Source organism: Streptomyces sp. NPDC030862 (genome assembly GCF_055571835.1).
In genome coordinates this window covers 179,224-195,690 of the sequence record NZ_JBVIEN010000001.1, presented here as the reverse complement: position 1 = coordinate 195,690, position 16,467 = coordinate 179,224, and the positions used below count along the sequence as shown (strand labels likewise).

Here is a 16,467-nt window from a genome sequence, read left to right as displayed (position 1 = left end):
GACCCGGTCAGGGGCGCGTGACCGCCGTGGCGAAGGGCGTCGCGTGCGCGGGGACGGACGCGAGGAGGGCGACCCAGGAGCCGTCCGTGAACCGGAGGTCCATCCGGCCCCTTTGCAGGACGCCCATGGGGTTGACGTGCAGGGCGGCGATCGCGGAACGGGGCGCCTCCCAGCACTGCCGCATCTGCGGCGTCAGCTGCCACAACGGGGAGACGTCGCTCAGCGCGAACCAGCGCCTGTCGGTGACGGCCAGGATGCCCGTGACCGAGCCGCGTGTCTCGGCGAGGCGGATGAGGAAGTGCCCGGCCGCGCTCTGCCAGCCGCCTTCCATGCTCTTGCCGTGCATCAGTCGCGTACCGACGTTCTCGACCGCGTCGGGCAGGCGGTCCAGCGCGTCGGCCGCGGCGGCCGGTCGTGAGCGGCGGGGGTCGAGGGCGGCGGAGGTGAGCAACTTCCGCAGGGGCCGGGGCAGTTTCTCCTCGACGCGCCGGTGGAGTGCCGACGGCTCGGGGCGGGCGACCAGCGGTTCGGGCGGGGTGGGCACGCCGGGTGCGAGTTCGTACGAGCACGCGTCGACGAGCCGCTCCCCGCTCTCCAGGGCCTGCCGGGCTCGTTCGCGTGTTTCCTCGGTCAACGGGTGTGCTCCTGTGCTGTGCGGTGTCGGGTTTCTGGGCGGGGCGGGAGGGGTGGCGCGGTAGCCCTGGGTGATTGTGCCCGACGCGGCGGTGCGGGGTTCTCGCGCGGCGGCCGTGCCTGCGTCATGCGACGCGGATGGCGCGGGAGTGGGCCTTGACGGGGGCGGTCGGGCTGCCCCGGTCGTGACGGCGCGGAGGTGCGCAGGCCTGGACACGAGCGGGTTCCTTTGGGCGAAGTGGGTGTGGACGGTGCAGGTACGGGACCGACCGGGCCCTCCCTCGAACGAACGGAACGGGAAGTTGGCCGGAACCGCATCAGGTGAACCAAGCCGTCCGCAGCGACCCGATGGCACACTTGTGCCCTCGGAGTGGTCAAGTGCCTCTGGAGGAGATCGTCTTGGACCCTGCTGTCGCGGCCGTCGCCGCCACCGCCGCGACCACGCTCGTCACCGCGATGACGACGGACGCGTGGGACCACACCAAGCGGGGTTTCGTCCGGCTGCTCGGGCGCGGCCAGGACGACGAAGCAGCGGCCGCCGAGGCGGAGTTGGAGCAGGCCCGCGAGACCGTCCTCACCGCCTACGAGCGCGGCGACGAGTCGGCCCTGGGCGCCGCGCACGACGACTGGGCGGCCCGGCTCGGCGCGGCCCTGGACAACGCCGACCGTTCGGCCGAACACGAGAGGCTGCTGCGCGAGCTGCTCGCCGGGCAGCCCGGCGCCGACGGCGAGATCCGCGCCCTCGGGGCGGCGCTGCGCGGAACGGCAGCCGGTGGCGTCTACAGCCAGGTGATCCAGAACGGCGGCGCGGGCGCACAGGGTCCGGGCGCGGCCGTCACCATCAACCACCACCATTACGCAGCCGGCGGTGCACCGGCTCAGGCGCCCCTCGGTGAATCTTGACCGAGCCGCGCTACGAACAGCACGTCGCCGCCGGCGCGGTGGCGGCACAGGGACCGAACGCGACGGCGACCGTCCACCACCACTACTACGGGGCACGGCTGCCGGCGATCGAGGTGTTACCCGCCCCGGCCGCCCCGGACACCGCATGGCTGATGGCGCAGCCCAGCCGCCTGCTCGACGCGCGGAGCCACGTCGTCCCCTTCACCGGCCGGGAGGCCGAGCTGGAACGGCTGCGGCAGTGGCGGGACGCGCGGGAGACGCGGCTTTCGGTGCTCCTGCTCCACGCTCCCGGCGGGGAGGGCAAGACGCGGCTCGCCACGGAGTTCGCCGAGCAGTCCCGGAGTCCGGACCTGCCGGCGGCCGAACGCTGGCAGGTCCTGCAGGCGGGCTTCCGGAGCGCAGGCCCGCCCGCGGGTGACGTGGGCGCATCCCCCGCGGACGGGGCCGGTGTGCTGCTCGTGGTCGACTACGCCGACCGCTGGGCGCACAGCGAGCTGGAGCGCCTGCTGTCCGACCCCGTCCTGCACCGGCAGCGGCCCACGCGCGTCCTCCTGATCGGCCGCACCGTCCGCTGGTTCGCGGCCCTGCGCGGTGAGCTCGCCGACCGCCGCGCCGCCACCGGCGACCTGCTGCTCCCCTCCCTGGACGCGGACCGGCTGCGGATGTTCACCGCCGCCCGGGACCGCTTCGCCGCACACGACCTGTACGACCTGCCGGACACGGCAGCCGTCGGGCCGCCCGTTTCCCTGAACCGCCGTGGCTTCGGCCTGACGCTGAACCTGCACATGGCCGCCCTGGTCTCCGTCGACGCCCACACGCGCGGCGAACGGCCCCCCCTCGCGGAGCCGCACGAGCTGTCGGCGTACCTCCTGGACCGCGAATACCGGGCGTGGCAGAGGCTGTTCGACGCCGGCGGGCACGGGCAGGACTACCGGACGCGGCCCGCGGTCATGGCCAAGACGGTGTTCACGGCCGCCCTCACCGGTGCCGTGAGCCACGACGCCGGGGCGCGGGCACTGCGCGCCCTCGACCTGCCGGGCCACCCGCAGGACCTCCTCCTCGACCACCGGTTCTGCTACCCGCCCGCCGACCGCGAGCTGGTCCTGGAGCCGCTCTACCCCGACCGGCTTGCCGAGGACTTCCTCGCCCTGCTCACGCCAGGGCACGACATCAGCGCCTACGACCCCGACCCGTGGGCGAGCGGTGTCCCGGCGGTCCTTCTGGACGGCGAGCTGAGGCCCACCGTGGCCCCGCGGGCCGTGACGTTCCTCGCCTCCGCGGCCGACCGCTGGGCCCATCTCGGCGAGCGGGTGCTCTACCCCTTGCTGCGCGCCGAACCCGGCCTCGCGATCGCGGCCGGCAGCCCCGCCCTGACCGCGCTCGCCGCCCTCGCCGACACGAGCGCCACCAGCGACACGAGTGCCACGAGCGGCCCGGCCGAGAAGGGCGTCGACCCCTCCCTGCTCGCGGTCCTGGAGGCCGTCGAATCGGAACTGCCCTCGGGCCGCCACGCGGACCTGGACAGCGGCATCCTCGCCGTCGTCGAGACCCTGATCGCGCACCGTCTGGCCACGACCACGGACCTCGGCCAACGCGCCTGGCTGTACGGCACCCTGGCCTGGCGCCGGGCCAACGCCGGCCGCCGGGAGCAGGCGGTCGCCCCCGCCGAGGAGGCCGTACGCCTGCACCGGGAGCTCGCCGGGAGCGACCCCGGCCACCTGCCGCAGCTGGCGAACGCCCTCAGCGTCCTCGGCGACCGGCTGTCCGCCGCCGGCCGCTGGGAGGAGGCGCTGTTCACCGCCGAGGAATCCGTGGCGATCAGCCGCAGCCTGGCCGCCGCCGACCGCGCCGCTCACCAGGACCGCCTGGCGGACTCGCTGGCGGGGCTCGGCAGCCGGCTCGCCCGGCACGGCCGGTCCGAGGAGGCCCTGGCCGCCACCCAGGAGGCGGCCGAGCTGTACCGGGGCCTGGCCGACGCCGACCCCGTGTACCGGCCCGACCTGGCGGGGCTGCTCAACAACCTGGGTCTGCGCCTGGTCGACGCGGGCCGCACCGAGGAGGGCCTGGCCGCCGCCGAAGAGGCGGTCGAGCTGTACCGGCGCCTCGCGGACGCCGACCCCGACGGCGAGCGGCACCACTTCGCCATGTCGCTCACCCACCTCGGGGCCGCGCTGCGTGCCGCCGGCCGCCCCGAGGAAGGGCTGGAGATCACCGAGGTGGCCACCGACCTGTACCGTCAGCTGGCCGACGCCAATCCCGCCGCCCACCAGCCCGACCTGACGACCGCGCTGATCAGCCTGTCGGCGTTCCTCGCGGACCTGGACCGCGGGGAGGAGGCCCTCGCCCCGGCCGAGGAGGCCGTGGCGATCCAGCGGCAGCTGGCCGACACCGACGCCGCCGCCCACAGCCTCGGTCTGGCCAAGGTCCTGAACGACCTCGGTACCCGGCTCCTCGCCCTGGGCCACGAGGAGCGGGCCCTGGCCGTCACCCGGGAAGCCGACGACCTCTTCCGGCGGCTGACGCTCGCCCACCCCACGGTCGACCTCCCCGAGCACGCGGACGTACGCGGCCGGCTGGCCCGCACCCCGAGCAGCGTCCGGGAGGAGGCGCTGGCCGCCACGCGTGCGGCGACCGAGCTGTACCGGCAGCTGGACGAGACGTTCTCCGGGGCCGAACGGGCGGACCTCGCCACGTCGCTGGGAAAGCTCGGCCAGACCCTGGCCCGCCTGGGACGTTTCGAGGAGGCCGTCACCGCCGTGGAGCGGGCCGCGGCCGTCCACATCGAGACCGGTGACCGCCGCCGCGCCGCCGAGCTGCTCCTCGAAGCGGGCCACGCTCTGATGGGCATGCGGCGCTCCGAGGACGCGGCCGCCTTCTTCGACGGGGCCGCCGGCCATTTCCGCCGGACCGGTGACCGCATCCTGGAAAGCACCGCGCTGACCAACCTCGGCACCGCCCTGGCCGACGGCGGCCGCCACGACGAGGCCGTCGCCGCCGCCGAACGGGCCGCGGCCACCTTCCGGGGCGCCAGGCCGCGGATCTTCGAGGTGGCGGCGCTCACCAACCTGAGCAACGCCCTGACGGCCGCGAAGCGGTTCGCCGAGGCCGCCGAGGTCAGCCGGCGTGCCGCCGCCCTCTCCGACGAGACCGGCGACGGCCGCCATGAGGGTCTGCCGTTGCACAACCTCGGCAACGCCCTCCTCAGCCAGGGGCGCCACGAGGAGTCCATCGCCCCCTCGCGGCAGGCCGCGGCCGTCTACCGCGAGCACGGCGACCACCGCCGCGAGGCGGACTCCCTCAGCAACCTGGGCGACGCCCTGTACGAGACCGGCCGGCTCGACGAGGCGATCACCGCCTACCAGCGTTCGGCCGCGCTCTTCCACGAGAACGACGACCGCGGCAAGGAAGGCCGGGTGCTCAGCCGGCTCGGCACCGCCCTGCTGCACACGCGGCGCTACGACGAGGCCGTCGCCGCCACGCAGCGGGGCGCCGCGGTCTTCCGCGAGCTCGGCGACCGCACCGGCGAGGCGTCGGAGCTGATCAACCTCGCAAACGCCTGTACGGAGCTGGGCCGTTACGCGGAGTCCGCCACCGCCAGCGGGAAGGCCGCCGCACTCCTGCGGGAGACCGGGGACCAGGAGCTCGAAGCCCACGCACAGGCCGTCCGCCACGAGGCCCTGACCAGAGCGGGGCGGTTCGAGGAGGCCGTCACCGCCGGTGAGGAGGCCGCCGCCGGTTATCGCAAGGTCGGCAACCGCGAGCGTGAGGCCATGGTGCTGCACGCGCTCGGCATCCGTCTCTGCCAGGTGCACCGGTCAGCCGAAGCGATCACGGTGTACCAGCGGGCGCTGGGGCTCTGCCGGGAACTGGGCGACCGCGACAGCGAGCTGACGGTGCTGTTCAACCTTTCCCTCGTCCTCGTCTACGAGGGCCGGCACGCCGAGGCCGTGCCGGTCTGCGAGCAGGCGGCCTCCGGTTACCGCGAGGCCGGCGACCCGGCGCACGAGGCCGAACTGCTCGACCGGCTCGCATCCGCGCTCATGGAGCTGGGGCGCGTCGCGGAGTCCGTCGCCGCCCGCGAGCGGGCCATCGTCGCGTTCCGCGCCGCGGGCGACGCACGTGGCGAAGGAGCGGCGTACGGCGAACTCGGGGAATCCCTGTACCGGTTGGGCCGGCACGCGGAAGCCGTCACCGCCGGCCGGCACGCCGCCGAGACGCACCGCCGGTCCGGTGACCGCGCCCGGGAGGCGCACGCGCTGACCGTCGTCGGGCGCGGCCTGACCGGGCAGGGAAAGCCGAAGAAGGCCATCACCGTCTGCAGGCAGGCCGTCGAGCTCTTCCGCGGGACCGGCAACGGCTCCGGGGAGGCCCAAGCGCTGCTCCATCTCGGCGACGCCCTCACGGCGGCGGGCCGCGAGGAGGAATCCCTGGCCGTCGTACGGCAGGCCGTCGACCGGTACCGTGCGTCGGGCGACCCCCGGGGCGAGGGCATGGCCCTGTACCGCCTGGGTGAGGCCCTCATGGGCGCGCGCCGGTACGAGGAGGCCGTCCCCACGTACGTGCGCGCCGCCGCTTGCTTCGGGGAGAAGGACCTCCCCGCCATGGAGGGGTCCGCGCTCCTCAACCTGTGCAACGCCCTGCGGGCACTGGGCCGGAACGACGAAGCCGTCACCGCCTACCGGCGGGCCGCCACCGTCTACCCGCGAACGGCCGACCGCGAGCGGGAGTGCCAGGTCCACTTCCACCTCGCCCAGCTCCTGGAGCAGATGGGCCGGAACGGTGAGGCCATCCCGTCCTACCGGCGTGCCGCGGAGCTGTTCCGGGCCCGGGAGGACCGCGCCAACGAAGGGCAGGCGCTCTTCCGGCTCGGCGTCGTGGCCGTAGGACTCCAGCGGTACGAGGACTCCGTCCCCGCGTTCGAGCGGTACCTGGAGGTCTGCCGGGAGACCGCCGACAGCCGGGGAGAGGGCATGGGTCTGCTCCTCCTCGGCGGCCTCCTGGTGGACGTGGGGCGGTACGAGGAAGCCGTCACCGTCAACCAGCGGGCGGCCGACCACTTTCGCCGCTCCGGCCACCGGGAGTCGGAGCAGCTGGCGCTGAGCCATCGCCAGAAGGCACTGCGCGCCCTGGGCCGCTGAGCGGTCCGGGGCCCCCGGCGCTCACACCGACCGGAACGCCCGGCGGTACGACGACGGCGAGACCCCGATGGCGCCGGAGAGGTGCTGGCGGAGCGAGGCGGCGGTGCCGAAGCCCGCGTGGGCGGCGACCTGGTCGACCGGCAGGTCGGTGGTCTCCAGCAGGCGCCGCGCGTGCTCGACGCGCTGCCGGGTGAGCCACTTGCCGGGCGGCATGCCCGTCTCCTCGCGGAACCTCCGGCAGAACGTCCGGACGCTCATGCCGGCGTGCTCCGCCAGTTCGGCCAGGCTGAGCGGCTGGTGCAACCGCCCCACGGCGAAGTCGCGGGTGGGGGCCGTCGTGGCGTCCGAGGGCTCCGGCACCGGGCGGTCGATGTACTGCCCCTGGCCGCCCTCCCGCCACGGGGGCACCACGCACAGCCGGGCCACCCGGTTGGCGATCTCGCTGCCGTGGTCGCGCCGCACCAGGTGCAGGCAGAGGTCGATGCCGGAGGCCACCCCGGCGGCGGTGAGGACCTGACCGTCGTCGACGAAGAGCACGTTGGCGTCCACCCGGACCCGCGGGAAGGACCGCTGGAAGTGTTCGGCCTCGTTCCAGTGCGTGGTGGCGGGACGGCCGTCGAGCAGGCCCGCGGCGGCGAGGACGTACGACGCCGTGCAGATCGAGACGATGCGGGCGCCCGCCGGAACCAGCGTCAGGGCCCGGCGCAACGCGTCCGGCAGCCACTCCCGTTCGGTGGCGGAGCCCTCTGCGGAGCCCCCGGCCGGGCCGCAGGTGAAGGGCGGGATGACGACCGTGTCCGCCGTCCGCAACGCCTCGCTGCCGTGGGCCACGGCGATGGTGAAGTCGGCGCTCGTGGTGACCGGCCCGCCGTCCAGACTGCACGTCGCCACCTCGTACAGCGGCTTCCCGTCCCGTCCGGCCGCCGTGCCGAAGATCCGCACCGGGATGCTGAGTTCGAAGGGATAGACACCGTCGAGGGCGAGGACGAGAACACGATGCATGGCAAGATCCTTTCAGGTGTTGGCAAGCTTGCCACTCGCTCCTCTCCACCGCGTACGAAAAGCTTGATCACGACGGGCCGCGGTGGCCCGCCACGACGGGGAACGGGAGTTGACGATGCGTGCGATCGGCCAGGACGGATTCGGTGGGCCCGAGGTTCTGAAGGTCACGGAGGTGGAGCGCCCGCAGCCCGGTCCGGCCGAGGTGCTGGTGCGGGTCCACGCCGCCGGGGTGAACCCGACGGACTCCTGGCACCGCGCCTCCGGCGGCCTGGCCGGCACGGTGGTACGGCTCGGCTGGGACGTCTCCGGCGTGGTCGAGGCGGTCGGCCCCGGCGTGACCACGCTCGCCCCCGGCGACGAGGTGTTCGGTCTGCCGCGCCACCCGCTCCCGGCGGGCACGTACGCCGAGTACGTGACCTCCCCGGCCCGGCACCTCGTCCGCAAGCCCGGGGCGCTGACCCACATACAGGCCGCGGCGCTGCCGCTGGCCGCGCTCACCGCCTGGCAGGCCCTGGTCGACGTGGCCCACGTACAGGAGGGCCAGCGCGTGCTGGTCCACGCGGCGGCGGGCGGCGTCGGGCACCTCGCCGTCCAGATCGCCAAGGCCCGCGGTGCGCACGTGACCGGGACGGCCCGCGCGGCCAAGCACGCGTTCCTGCGCGGCCTCGGCGCGGATGAGCTCGTTGACTACACCGAAACCGACTTCGAGACGGCCGTCGCGCCCGTCGACGTCGTCATCGACACCATCGGCGGCGCCTACGGGCCGCGCTCGCTGCGCACCCTGCGCCCGGGCGGCGTCCTGGTCTCCCTCGCTTCCCCGGCCGAGGCGTATCTGGCCGACGACGCCGCCGCCGTCGGCCGGCGCGCCGCCTTCATGATCGTGGAAGCCGACCAGGCGGGCATGCGGGAGATCGCCGCCCTGGTGGAGAAGGGTCAACTGCGCCCGGAGATCGACACGGTGCTCCCGCTCGACCAGGCCGCCAAGGCGCACGAGCTCGGCGACAGCCGCCGCACCTCCGGCAAGATCGTGCTCACCGTCGCGGACTGACCGCCCCGACGCGCACCGAGACAAGGAAACACCCCGATGACCACCTTCGTCCTCATACCCGGCGCCTGGCACGGCGCCTGGACCTTCGAACCGCTGGCACGCGGGCTGCGGGAACACGGACACCACGCCTACCCCCTCACCCTCACCGGCGTGGGGGACCGCAGGCACCTGCTCACCGCCACGGTCAACCTCGACACCCACATCGCCGACGTCGTCAACCTCCTGGAGGACGAGCAGATCACCGACGCCGTACTGGTCGGCCACAGCTACGGCGGCATGGTGATCACGGGCGCCGCCGACCGCGCACCCGAGCGCGTGGCCGGACTCGTCTACGTCGACGCGATGGTGCCCGAGAACGGCGACTCCTGCTGGTCGCTGGTCACCGAGCAGGAACGCGCCTGGTACCTGCAGGGCGTGGGCGAGACCGGCTACACCAGCGCACCGCTGCCGTTCTTCGACCCCCGGGCGACACCGCACCCCCTGGCGTCCCTGCTCCAGGCGATCCGGCTGGAGGGCGGGCTCGACCGCTTCCGCGGCAGGGACTACGTCTACGCCACCGGGTGGGAGGGGCAGTCGCCCTTCACCGCACTCCACGAGCGCCTCCGCGACGATCCCTCCTGGCGCACGCACGCAGTGCCCTCAGGGCACAACGTGATGCGGGACGCCCCCGACGACCTGCTCGAGATCCTGCTGGCGGCGGCACGGCCCCCATCCGGCGCGTCAGGGCATGCGGCTCCAGAAACCGAGGTTGTGAGTGCGGTGGTAGTCGACGGGGCCGATGCGCCGCGGCGCCAGTGACTGCGTGTACGGCGGGCCGCCCGCGACCCCCGGGCGGTGGGGGAGCCAGGCGGGCAGCCCGGGGCCGTGCGGCGCGCCGGTGCGGGCGAAGGCGGCCCAGTACCCGGTCATCGTCGCCGACAGGCGGCGCTGCGCCGGGGTGAAGAGGGGCTCGGCCACCTCGTCCTCGAACAGGTACGGGATGTCAGCCGCGTGGAAGGCGCCGAAGTCGAACTCACCGGGCAGCGGCAGGAACATCGGCGCCTCCCGGTCGGCGAACTCGTACGCGTACACCGGCACATGCCGTGCCAGCGCGCTGTGCATGGCCTGGGTGCCCCGCGCCCACATGCGGTCGGTGATGACGGTGGCCCACGCCAGCGCGGGGGAGGGGAAGGCACTCGTGGGGTACTCGTCCCGTACGCGCCCGGCCCACGGTTCACCGAAGGCGGTGCGCAGCGCGGTGTCGTAGTCGGCCTCGGTGAACGGCTTGCCCGCGGCGTCGTACTGCATCCCCACGAAGGTGCGGTGCTCGTCGAGGGTCGCGCCCGACAGGACGGGCACCTGGTGGAAACGTCCCGCACGCAGGGCCGTGGGCGGCAGTTCGGGCAGCGTGGGGTTGCCGTGACCGAAGGCCTGGAAGGCGTTCATGATGTACGGCACCTCCAGGATCGTCTTCACGGGCAGGGCGCGCAGGCAGGCGAGGGTGCGTTCGGGACGGTCGTCGCGGCAGCCGAGGGACGAGGTCATCTCGGTGGTGACGTCCTCCATCTCGCGCCCCGTCCGCCAGACGTACCACGGGTATCCCGGTACGCCCGGTCCCATCGCGCCGGCCGGCATGTCCATCATGCCCTCGCCGCTGGCCATCACGGCCCGGTGGAAAAGGCCCTTGGACGCGGGAGACGTCAGGTGCCCGGCGATGGCGGACGCGCCGAACGACACGCCGGCCACGGTGACGTTGCCGGGGTCGCCGCCGAAGGCGCGTGCGTTGTTCCGCACCCAGGTCAGTGCCGCCCGTTGGTCCTGGAGGCCGAAGGTGCCGGACCCGTCCAGTCCGGGCAGGGCCAGGCCGCCGAAGACGCCGAGCCGGTAGTTGACGGTGACGACCACCAGTCCCCGCCGGGCCAGTCGGCGCCCGTCGAAGAAGGCGCCGCCGCCCACGGAGCCGTCCCCGTGGATCCACACGAGTACGGGGGCGGGCCGCCGCCGGTCGGCTCCGGGTGGTGCCGTGACGTTCAGGACCAGGCAGTCCTCCTCGGTGCTGGAGATCTGCGCGTACTGCGAAGGCACCTGCGGGCACAGCGGCCCCGGCTTGGTCGCGTCCCGGACCCCCTTCCAGGGCTGCACGGGGCGGGGCGGGGCCCACCGGTACCGCCCCTTGGGGGCACCCGCGTACGGGATGCCGTGGAAGATCCGGTACGCGCCCGACCGGGCCCCGCGGACCAGGCCCGCCTCCGTCCGGACCGTCTCGCCGGTCGCGGCGCTGCTGGTGGCGGCTGGAGCGGGGCGCGCGGCGGAGACGAGCGCGGCGGCGAGCGCCAGGGCGCAGGCGGCCACCACGACGGACGTGCGAGGGGAGGTGCTGCGATACGTGCGATGGGTGCGATGCGTCACGACGGAAGCCTTCCCTGTGGGCGCGGGCCGCCGCGCACGGACGCACCGGAGTGACCTGATCGGACGCGGCTCTGCTCGCAGCGGCCCCGTCGTTCTGCGCTCCGCGGCCCCCGAACCCGTCTGGCCGCGAGCGACCGAGCGTGGGTCAAGCGCCCGTGCGCCGTTCCGTACCGTGACGGCCGTTGCAGGCGCCGCTGTTCCGGGCCGGGTGGGCCGGCCCCGCGCTCAGCGGTCGGCCGCCCCGCCGGGTCGCAGGCTGGGGTGGGCCTCGACCAGCCGGTCCGGCGCTGCCTGTCTCCAGGAGTCGACGAGGATGTCCCGCAGTTCGTCGAGGTCCTCCAAGGCGGCGAGCCGCACGCGGACCCATGCGGAGCTCGCCTCGTGCGGTGGGACCCAGAACTTCCCCGGCTCGGCGGCGATCAGTTCGGCGCGCTCGTGCTTGGGGCAGCGCACGGCGAACGACGTCTGGTCGTCGGGGATGGTGACGTACATCTTCCCGGCCACACGGAAGGTGGGCATGCTCCATGCCTCCTTCTCCACCGTCTCCGGGAAGGACAGGGCGATACGGCGGACCTGCTCGGCATCGATCATGGCCATCACGGTAGCGAGCACCACTGACAGCCCACCTTCCGCAGCCGGTCAGGCGCTTGCAGGTGCGTCCGCCTCTGTGCAGAGGCGGACGCCGAGGGCGTCGTTGCCCTGCGGGCCGTAGCCCGCGAACGTCACCGTGTCACCGGCGGCGGCCTCGCGGCAGGGTGCGACGGTGCCGTCGCGGTACTCCACCGTCACCCGGTGCGGCGTGCCACAGTGGTTGCCGACGAGCGTGTACCGCCAGCCGGCGGCCAGTTCCAGGCACGCCGGAGCCGGTGCGAAGGAACCGGCCGACGCCGCCGTCGCGGCGGGTACGGGACCGAGCGCACCGAGGGCCACCAGCGCAGCAACGCTGAAAGTTGAACGGAAAATCCGCTTCACTGCCACTCCTGTCTTCATGAGTTGAACGACAGGGTTAGTGTGCGTCGCCGTCGGCGCGGGTGGACAAGGTTCGCGCCGACCTGTCCGAAGGCCGTGTGACGCTGGGATTTCCGCCGGATGACGTCCTCGGGACGACGTCTCCACCGACCTGCGGCGTTCCACCCACCGCCACGTCGCCCGGCGCGCCGCAGCACATGGCGGGAGCCGCCGCCCGCACCGGTCACAGGGCGCCCACCTGCACCGCCGCCCCGGAACGGGCGCAACCTGTCCGAGCGACCGAACACTTCGGCCGGAAATCGCGCATGCTCGCGGCCGCTCCCGCACACCGGGTTCGCCGGTTCCGGGTCTACGGCGCCATCTCGTAGGCCCCGGACAGCGCCTCGACGCGCTCCCAGACACGCGCCGAACGGCTGTCGTCGACGACCGGGCGCCGGACCGCGTCCAGGGCCCAGCGCTGCTGCTCGGGCGTGGCGGAGTCCTTGCCGTACAGCTCGACGGCGTACGCGGAGAAGTCGCGTACGAGGACGGCGAACAGCTCGTCCAGGACGTCCTCGTCCAAGCCGGTCGGGCGGGCCTGCTCCAGGATCAGCTGGCTGTGCACGACCAGGGCGAAGAGCTGGCCGACGGCGAGGAGGAGGTCCAGGTCGCGGCTCTGCTCCTCGTTCGGCGCGGCGGTGGTGACGAACGTGCACAGGGCGTCCGCCTGCTCCCGGAAGCGGGCCACGTTCGGCAGGTGCGCGTACGCGTCGAAGGCGGGGCGCCAGTCGTGGAAGCGGATGGAGCCCAGACCGCGGGCCGGCCCCTGCTGGAAGAGGAACGCGTCGTCGGCGGCGTCCCGGCGCGTCGGCACGGGGGCGTAATCGGCCGGGTCCAGCAGGTGGTTGCGCATGAACTTCAGGATCAGCGCCAGGTTGACGTGGACCGTGCCCTCCAGCTTCGGCAGGCTGCGGATCTCCACGGCCGCCTGCGCGAAGTACGTGTCCTTCTCGAACCCCTTGGCGGCGATGACGTCCCACATGAGGTCGATGACCTTCTCGCCCTCGGTGGTCACCTTCATCTTGGTCATCGGGTTGAACAGCAGGTACCGCCGGTCGTCCGGGCCCGCCGAGCGGAAGTAGTCGACGGCGCGGTCGCTGAACAGCTTCATGCCGACGAGCCGGACGTACGCGTCCGTCAGCTCGCGGCGCACGTGCGGGAAGGCGGTGACCGGGCGGCCGTACAGAATGCGGTTCTGCGCGTGCGTGACCGCCTCGTACATCGCGTGCTCGCAGATGCCGATGGAGGCCGTGCAGAGGTTGAACTTGCCGACGTTGACGGTGTTGAGCGCGGCGTCGAACGCGGCGCGCCCGGTGTGCAGGACGTCCTCGGCGCGCACCGGGTAGCCGTCGAGCCGGAACTCGCTGACGTACTTCGACGAGTCGACGACGTTCTTCACCAGGTGGTACGCCGGGTGGCGGCTGTCCGCGGCGAAGAAGACGTACCCGTCCGGGCCCTCGACGTCGGTGCGGCGGCCGAAGACGGAGACGAGCCCGGCGGCGTTGCCGTTGCCGATGTAGTACTTCGAGCCGCTGGCCCGGAAGCCGCCGTCGCCGTCGGGCTCCAGCAGCATGTCGGTGGAGTAGATGTCGGCGCCGTGGGTCTTCTCGGACAGGCCGAAGGCGAACACCTCGCCCTGCGCGAGCAGTTCGGCGGCGCGGGCGCGGGCCGCGGCGTTGTCGCTCTGCCAGACCGGTCCGAGGCCGAGGATCGTGACCTGCCACGCGTACCAGTAGTCGAGGCCGTAGAAGCCGAGGATCTCGTTGAGGGCGGCGATCCGCGCGGTGTCCCAGCGCTTGTCCGGCTGTCCCTCGGCGGCGGACGCGGGCGTGAGGAAGGTCTCGAACAGCCGCTCCTTCGCCGAGAACGCGAGGAAGTCCGCCAGCCAGGCGCGGGAGCGGTACTCCTCGATCAGCTTGCGCTTGCCGCGCTCCTCGAACCAGTCGACGGTGGCGCGCAGCAGCCTGCGGGTCTCGGGGTCGAAGTGCGCGGGGTCGTAGGTGCGCGGGTTGAACAGCAGCGGGTCAGCCATGGATGTTCGCCTTTCCGGCTTGGGGACAGGGGAGGGGAAGCGACAGGGAGAGCCGACGGGGTTCAGTGGCCGGGACGGAGCCGGTGGAGGGTGGCGAGCACGTCGTCGAGCCAGGCGATCATCATCCGCTCGTACGCGATTCCACCCCGCAGCACCGCGTGTTGGAGCTCCCGCCCGGCATCGAGCGCGCCACCCGCGTCGCCGGAACAGGACGTGTCGACGGACCCGTCCGCGTCGCCGAAACCGAGCGTGTCGGCGGAACCGAGCGTGTCGGCGGAACCGTCCGCGTCGACCGGCCTTCCGGAAGCCCGGTCCGCGCCGAAGTCCCGCTGCTCTCCGGCGAGATAGTGCGCGAGCCGGTCGCGGTGCAGGCCCTGGTGGCGCTCCACCTCCGCGATCAGCGCGGCCGGGTCGTCGAAGGCGGCGCCCCGGATCTTCACGGCGAGGTCGTGCCGGACGCTCTCGGGCTCGATCGGATCGTGCAGCCACCGGGAGAGGGCCGCCCGGCCGGAGGCGGCGACCGAGTACTCCTTCTTGTCCGGCCGGGTCTGCTGCGCCACTTCGCGCACGTCGATCCAGCCGTCGGTCTCCATGCGCTTGAGGACGCGGTAGATCTGCTGGTGGGTGGCGGTCCAGAAGTAGCCGATGGACCGCTCGAAGCGCCGGGCCAGCTCATAGCCGGAGCCGGGCTTCTCCAGCAGGGAGACGAGGATCGCGTGCTCGAGCGCCATGCCGTGATCCTGCTATGCAACTTGTTGCATAGACAAGTCGTGGCGCCCGGGTGAGACCCGGCTCACTCGGCGGCCCGCCGTTTCATCCGGGGCGTGAGCGGCTACCCGGAACGGCATGACCGGGATGAAACGAACGGGCAAGCTTCAGAGCGGGACCGCGGTCGTGCGGCGGCTCCTGCCGTCGGCCGAAGGGCCCGGCCGCGTCCTCCGGGGCGTGGACGGGCTGGAGCGGTGGTCCGGAGCCGACTGGTTGATCGGCGCGGTGCGGTCCGCGGTCCAGGCCGCCCCGCTGGGCGCCGCACGGGACGTGCTGCACGGGCGCTGGCTCGGGCACCCCCTGCACCCGCTGATGGTGCAGGTGCCCATCGGGACGTGGCTGTCGGCGGCGGTGCTCGACGCCCTGCCCGGCAACCGCCGGGCCTCCCGGGCCCTGATCGGCGTGGGTCTCGCGACGGCCGGGCCCGCCGCGGTGGCCGGCTGGGTCGACTGGGCCGACCTGCCCAAGCAGCAGCAGCGCGTCGGGCTCGTCCACGCCGCCGGCAACATCACCGCCGTCGCTCTGTACGCGGCCTCGTACGCGGCCAGGCGCCGCGGCCGCGTGTGGCGGGGCAAGGCGCTGGGGCTGGCCGGGCTGTCGGCGGTCATGGTGGGCGGCGCCCTGGGCGGCCACCTCGCCTACCGCCAGGCGTCCGGCGCGAACCACGCCGAGCAGGTGCCGAACATGACGGAGCCCGGCTGGCACGTCCTCGGCGACCTCGCCGACTTCCCGGTCGGCAGGGCGGTACGGAGCCATGTCGGCGAGGTGGCGGTCATGGTGTTCCGCGAGCCGGGCGGAGCCGTCCATGTGCTGGCCGACCGGTGCAGCCACATGGCCGGGCCGCTGTCGGAGGGCGAGATCCGCGACGGCTGCGTGCGCTGTCCGTGGCACGGCAGCGTCTTCCGGCTCGCCGACGGCTGGAACGTCCGGGGACCCGCGACGGCGCCTCAGCCGTCGTTCGACACCCGGGTGACCGACGGGCGCCTGGAAGTACGGCTGCGGCACCTCGCGGACGTCACGGCGGGCGCGGCGGCGGCCACCCGCGCGACCCGCGCGGGGTGACGCCGGGCGACGCCGGGCGACGGACGGCCGGGCCTCCGTGACGCCGATGGCCTCAGAGGCACATGTGGTACGCCTTGCGCAGGGTCTCGTGCACCGTCCAGGTCGTCCGGTCCCCTTCGCGCAGGACACACGCGTCACCCGGCCCGAGTTCCAGGGTGTCCCCGCCCTCGACGGCCACGGTGGCGCGCCCGCTGACGACGACGAACAGCTCGTTCGCCTCCGTGTCCGTCACCACGCCGGGCGTGATCTGCCAGATGCCGCGCACCTGTTTGCCGTCGGCGGACTCCCACAGCACCTTCCCGGTCACCACCGGATCGCCGGAGGCGATCTGCTCGGGGTCCAGGGGCTCGGGCTCCAGCTCGGCGTCGGGGACGTGCACCACGAAGGAGGACTGGTTCGTCATGGGCCCTGACTGTACGCACTCAAGGTCGGAGCGTACGGGGAGGGGTCGGAACCGGGGGAGGGGTCGGAACCGGTCCAGTCCT

At 73.5% G+C, this 16,467-nt stretch carries 13 protein-coding genes; 5 read left to right on the top strand and 8 right to left on the bottom strand.

Annotated features, from left to right (window positions below; all coding sequences use genetic code 11):
* Positions 1-7: 7 nt before the first annotated feature.
* Positions 8-634, bottom strand: coding sequence for a hypothetical protein (locus ACZ42X_RS00955; RefSeq protein WP_468282691.1), 627 nt, complete (start codon positions 632-634; stop codon positions 8-10).
* 398 nt (positions 635-1,032) lie between these two features.
* On the opposite strand from ACZ42X_RS00955, the gene ACZ42X_RS00950 reads away from it, so the two are divergent.
* Together ACZ42X_RS00950 and ACZ42X_RS00945 are read left to right on the top strand one after the other, a co-directional pair.
* Positions 1,033-1,536, top strand: coding sequence for a hypothetical protein (locus ACZ42X_RS00950; protein ID WP_468282688.1), 504 nt, complete (start codon positions 1,033-1,035; stop codon positions 1,534-1,536).
* A complete protein-coding gene (locus ACZ42X_RS00945; RefSeq protein WP_468282685.1) occupies positions 1,533-6,674 on the top strand; it encodes a tetratricopeptide repeat protein in 5,142 nt (1,713 codons plus the stop codon). The genes ACZ42X_RS00950 and ACZ42X_RS00945 overlap by 4 nt, the downstream gene beginning before the upstream one ends.
* 21 nt (positions 6,675-6,695) lie before the next feature.
* On the opposite strand, the gene ACZ42X_RS00940 is transcribed toward ACZ42X_RS00945, so the two are convergent.
* The gene (locus ACZ42X_RS00940) at positions 6,696-7,676 is read right to left on the bottom strand and encodes a GlxA family transcriptional regulator (RefSeq protein ID WP_468282682.1); all 981 of its coding nucleotides are present in this window, start codon (positions 7,674-7,676) and stop codon (positions 6,696-6,698) included.
* Between the two features lie 115 nt (positions 7,677-7,791).
* On the opposite strand from ACZ42X_RS00940, the gene ACZ42X_RS00935 reads away from it, so the two are divergent.
* Together ACZ42X_RS00935 and ACZ42X_RS00930 are read left to right on the top strand one after the other, a co-directional pair.
* A complete protein-coding gene (locus ACZ42X_RS00935) occupies positions 7,792-8,724 on the top strand; it encodes an NADP-dependent oxidoreductase (RefSeq protein WP_468282679.1) in 933 nt (310 codons plus the stop codon).
* A gap of 36 nt (positions 8,725-8,760) precedes the next feature.
* Positions 8,761-9,522, top strand: a complete 762-nt coding sequence (locus ACZ42X_RS00930) for an alpha/beta fold hydrolase (RefSeq protein WP_468282676.1) — start codon at positions 8,761-8,763, stop codon at positions 9,520-9,522.
* Here ACZ42X_RS00930 and ACZ42X_RS00925 read toward each other — a convergent pair.
* From ACZ42X_RS00925 to ACZ42X_RS00905, 5 genes are all read right to left on the bottom strand, one after another.
* Positions 9,445-11,112 carry a carboxylesterase/lipase family protein gene (locus ACZ42X_RS00925; protein WP_468282673.1) on the bottom strand — a complete coding sequence of 556 codons (1,668 nt, stop codon included), beginning with the start codon at positions 11,110-11,112 and terminating at the stop codon, positions 9,445-9,447. The two genes, ACZ42X_RS00930 and ACZ42X_RS00925, sit on opposite strands and share 78 nt — an antisense overlap.
* Positions 11,113-11,337: 225 nt before the next feature.
* Positions 11,338-11,703: an MmcQ/YjbR family DNA-binding protein gene (locus ACZ42X_RS00920; protein ID WP_468282670.1), complete on the bottom strand. Its 366-nt coding sequence runs from the start codon at positions 11,701-11,703 to the stop codon at positions 11,338-11,340.
* Between the two features lie 48 nt (positions 11,704-11,751).
* Entirely contained in the window at positions 11,752-12,084 is a 333-nt protein-coding gene (locus ACZ42X_RS00915; protein WP_468282667.1) for an alpha-amylase, read from the bottom strand.
* Between the two features lie 346 nt (positions 12,085-12,430).
* The gene (locus ACZ42X_RS00910) at positions 12,431-14,152 is read right to left on the bottom strand and encodes an acyl-CoA dehydrogenase family protein (protein ID WP_468282664.1); all 1,722 of its coding nucleotides are present in this window, start codon (positions 14,150-14,152) and stop codon (positions 12,431-12,433) included.
* 62 nt (positions 14,153-14,214) lie between these two features.
* Positions 14,215-14,883 (bottom strand): PadR family transcriptional regulator, encoded by a 669-nt coding sequence (locus tag ACZ42X_RS00905; RefSeq protein WP_468282661.1) that lies wholly within the window; start codon positions 14,881-14,883, stop codon positions 14,215-14,217.
* A 124-nt stretch (positions 14,884-15,007) separates the two neighbouring features.
* Here ACZ42X_RS00905 and ACZ42X_RS00900 point away from each other — a divergent pair, with 124 nt between their 5' ends.
* Positions 15,008-15,982, top strand: coding sequence for a Rieske (2Fe-2S) protein (locus ACZ42X_RS00900; protein ID WP_468284084.1), 975 nt, complete (start codon positions 15,008-15,010; stop codon positions 15,980-15,982).
* A 52-nt stretch (positions 15,983-16,034) separates the two neighbouring features.
* On the opposite strand, the gene ACZ42X_RS00895 is transcribed toward ACZ42X_RS00900, so the two are convergent.
* Complete coding sequence (locus ACZ42X_RS00895; protein ID WP_468282658.1) at positions 16,035-16,385, bottom strand: cupin domain-containing protein; 351 nt, start codon at positions 16,383-16,385, stop codon at positions 16,035-16,037.
* Between the last annotated feature and the right edge of the window lie 82 nt (positions 16,386-16,467).

Coding starts and splice junctions, on each gene's coding strand:
- ACZ42X_RS00940 (WP_468282682.1), bottom strand. CDS start 7,676: ATGCATCGTGTTCTCGTCCTCGCCCTCGACGGTGTCTATCCCTTCGAA.
- ACZ42X_RS00920 (WP_468282670.1), bottom strand. CDS start 11,703: ATGATCGATGCCGAGCAGGTCCGCCGTATCGCCCTGTCCTTCCCGGAG.
- ACZ42X_RS00930 (WP_468282676.1), top strand. CDS start 8,761: ATGACCACCTTCGTCCTCATACCCGGCGCCTGGCACGGCGCCTGGACC.
- ACZ42X_RS00900 (WP_468284084.1), top strand. CDS start 15,008: ATGAAACGAACGGGCAAGCTTCAGAGCGGGACCGCGGTCGTGCGGCGG.
- ACZ42X_RS00910 (WP_468282664.1), bottom strand. CDS start 14,152: ATGGCTGACCCGCTGCTGTTCAACCCGCGCACCTACGACCCCGCGCAC.
- ACZ42X_RS00895 (WP_468282658.1), bottom strand. CDS start 16,385: ATGACGAACCAGTCCTCCTTCGTGGTGCACGTCCCCGACGCCGAGCTG.
- ACZ42X_RS00905 (WP_468282661.1), bottom strand. CDS start 14,883: ATGGCGCTCGAGCACGCGATCCTCGTCTCCCTGCTGGAGAAGCCCGGC.
- ACZ42X_RS00935 (WP_468282679.1), top strand. CDS start 7,792: ATGCGTGCGATCGGCCAGGACGGATTCGGTGGGCCCGAGGTTCTGAAG.